Genomic DNA, 2542 nt, shown 5'->3' with positions numbered 1-2542 from the left:
GATAAAGAGTCTGCGGCTTTCGAGTCAAATCCAAGCATTGGCAATACCCCATTTACTCCACTTCAAGAAGAAGCGTTAGAGAAACACTCTGAACTAAAAGAAAAATACCATTTTACGCCCAGTGATGAGCAGAAAACCGCTTGGGAAAAGAATACTCTTTTTAGTGATGAGGTTAATTGGAGTGAGTTAGATGAGTTTCTTACTCAACACTACACCCAACTTAAAGATCAAGATAAGCGTATTGCCATGCTCTATCAAGATTTTATGGAGGCGTTTGAGCAATTAGGAACGGATCCATTAGTCATTGGTATTGATAATCAAGATGAAGACCACCTTACTTATTTATTAAGTGTAATCAGCCAATATTTACAGGTAATAAAACAAGCGGTGAATACCGAGAAGGAGTACGCCACTCTAGAAAGTGCACTTTCCCTCGATTCGCCAAAAACACTGTTTGCACTAGCGTCATTGGGATTTTCAAACGACAACTTACAAGTGCTTAATGATCATGTGGAAGAGCTAAGTAATCACCTTATTTCAACCAATAGCTCAGGTGATATGGGGGCATTATCGGGAGCGATAGCGAGTTGGGGAGGCTTTACAGATGATATTCGAATTCAAGATAATAAATGGTTTAAAGCATTAGCTGAGCCTGTTCAGTTAAGTTTTATTGCTCTGCAAAATGCAGTGACAGGCCAAGCTAAAGAGAGTTGGCGAGGGATAGCGAATTTACTGTTTCCACATCAAATGAACAGTGCAACAACGCCTGAGGGGATGGTCAGTAATTTAAGGTTGGTCATATTAGAAGCGTTGGTTAACCCCGAGGCAATAGTGATACATAACCCAGATTATCCTGCACACTTTGCCGTGTGGCAGCGAAAGATGAATGCAGAAGTGATGGTTATTCGTCAAATTAGTCAGCCTCCATCAGGGCAACCGACACCAAAAAACCATCAAATACAAACCATGCGCAGCGCTCAACAAAGAATGCAAAAGCTATTGAGTAGCGAAATTCCAGTGATGGTGATGCTTAAATATGAAGCTGTCAATAATGCCGCCAAGCAAATGCTCAATGAAGCAATTGATCGCAGCTGGCAGCAAGGCAAACAATCTACTCAAGCATCGTGGAATAAAATGGGCAAGATGGGAGGGGTTGTCGCGATCCTTAACCTTTGGAACACGGCAGCAGTACTTAAAAATCTCCACCATAAAGCAGAGCAATATCCTGAAAGTAATGTATGGACCGACCCAGCAGTCAGAGAAGCAACCTATGCGACGAGTTATGCGGTATCAGCAGTCACCGCAGTTTGGAGGGATGTTACTTGGAGTAAGATGGCTACAGATGGAGAATTACTTAAGAAGAGTTTACATTTAGCGATAAAAGAAGCTAGTGTTTCAGAAACAATGGCACTTAAAACCTTTGCCAAAACAACCGCTGCGGTATCTTTATTTGGCTTAATCGCGACAGCATTAGAGACGTGGGAGAGCTATGATAAATTTAAAGATATGAGTCATTCACCGATGGAACGGTTTGGGTATGGGCTGAAAGGGACATCTACTGCAACCCAACTGTTTGTATTTTCGATGCAATTTAGGTCAAACATTAATAGTTTAATAGGTCGAGCTAGTATTAGCTCTATTATTGCTCCTTGGATGCTGACCACATTTATGGTTAGTTCAATTCTCTTTTTTATCTCAATTATAATTATCAATGCTTTTAAGCGTACAGAATTAGAAAAGTGGTTATTACATTCCACATGGGGTAAAGCTTCAAAGCAATGGGAAGCCGTTGATGAGTTGGCCAGACTGGAGCGTATTATTCATAAGCCTCAAGTGAGGCTAAATAAGGTATTTTCTAGCACTCCTTCTAAAGTAATGTACGCTTCTGTTGCGGGGCAACAATGGCAATTAGAGATATCTTTACCCATGCACACAAAAGGTAAGTCCATTGGGTTACAAGTTACGCGTAAACCAGGACAAAATAAATATAGCTATGTGACGTCTTCACCAAAACCTGCGGTGGTAGTAAATGAACAAAATGGTATTTGGAGTAAAGATGAAACGGGAAACCCAGTCTATCGTTTAGATTTAGCTGGTACAATCAAAGATAGTATTACGCTCTTCATTGACTTGCCTTTTAACTGGCAAACATCAGAGCATGATCAGTTAGGCTATATTGCTTCAGGTAATAACCAGGGTGAACTTGTTGTATCGGCTGCACAGAAAGATAACATTACTCGCACTATTAAAGTTGAGGTGAATGATGGGCTCTAAAGACAACATAATTAAATTAAAAGAACAGTTATATAGTGCAGAGGTTATTTATGCATGGGATTATGAAGGGGCTGGATTAAAATATAATAATCTATTTAATTGGATGTCTTCGGTATTTATTGGTTTACTTATCTTGTTATTTCTTTGGTCTGTTTCTGAAGATATAACCTTAAATTCATATTCTTTTTGGGCGATATTTACTTTTCTGACTATGATGGTATTGATTTCAAGATATCTTTTTACACCAGATAAACATCGTTGTTATCAC

Annotated in this window: 1 protein-coding gene and 1 pseudogene; both read left to right on the top strand. The window is 39.4% G+C overall.

Going from position 1 to position 2542, the window contains the following annotated elements; all coding sequences use genetic code 11:
* On the top strand, positions 1–2274 hold a 2274-nt coding region (locus A6E03_RS20305; protein WP_065601456.1), incomplete at its 5' end, for a hypothetical protein.
* Positions 2264–2542 (top strand): annotated as a pseudogene (locus A6E03_RS20400) (hypothetical protein); the annotation flags it as partial. The gene A6E03_RS20305 and the pseudogene A6E03_RS20400, both read left to right, overlap by 11 nt.

The sequence above is a fragment of the Aliivibrio sp. 1S128 genome (assembly GCF_001691065.1).
Taxonomy (GTDB): Bacteria; Pseudomonadota; Gammaproteobacteria; order Enterobacterales; family Vibrionaceae; genus Aliivibrio.
Note: the sequence above shows the minus strand (reverse complement) of the source record. Positions and strands in the feature narration are given on the sequence as shown.